The organism is Mesorhizobium sp. M2A.F.Ca.ET.067.02.1.1, assembly GCF_004023285.1.
Taxonomy (GTDB): Bacteria; Pseudomonadota; Alphaproteobacteria; order Rhizobiales; family Rhizobiaceae; genus Mesorhizobium.
In genome coordinates this window covers 1-616 of sequence record NZ_RZSB01001357.1, presented here as the reverse complement: position 1 = coordinate 616, position 616 = coordinate 1, and the positions used below count along the sequence as shown (strand labels likewise).

At 62.2% G+C, this 616-nt stretch carries 1 protein-coding gene; it reads left to right on the top strand.

The genetic code is table 11. The annotated features are described in order from the left end of the window. Nucleotides 1–276: 276 nt before the first annotated feature. The coding region (locus EOA28_RS37800; RefSeq protein WP_148671213.1) for a PilZ domain-containing protein at nucleotides 277–616 on the top strand (340 nt) is incomplete at its 3' end.

Below are 616 nucleotides of genomic sequence, written 5' to 3'. Positions count from 1 at the left end.
CTCGTTCCGTCCGAATTCGATCCCCCGGAAACCATTTCGGCGCTCGGCCGTGTGCGCCGCATCCGCCACCTCGTCGTCCTCGACGGCGGACGTCACGAATGAGCCCGGCCGCGCGGGATTTTCCCCTCGCGCGCGGTTAATTTTTCCGCGTCGCGCGCGTCTCCTGGCCCTGGCTTTCGCGGCCGACTTTTCCCGTTTGTTAACCTGCTTCGCTGTAGTTTTTCGGGCGAAATTCCACGCATCGTCGCGCGGAATGCCAATGGGGTGTAGGCAGTCATGAGGTCAGCGGCGGTAGAATTTGCACCGTCACGAGCTGAGCGGCGCAATTTTCAGCGTGTCCGGGTAAAGATTTACGGCCGCTTCATGCTGGAAGACCGCACCGAGCATCCATGCCAGGTGATCGATATGTCACCAGGCAATGTCGCGCTGCGCACCGACCGCATCGGCATGCCGGGCGAGAAGGTCATCGCCTATATCGACCATATCGGCCGCGTCGAGGGCATCGTGACGCGCACGTCGCCGGACGGTTTCGCCATGACCGTCATCGCCTCCGATCGCAAGAAGGATAGGCTTGCCGCGCAGCTCACCTGGCTTGCCAACAAGCACGAGCTGGACC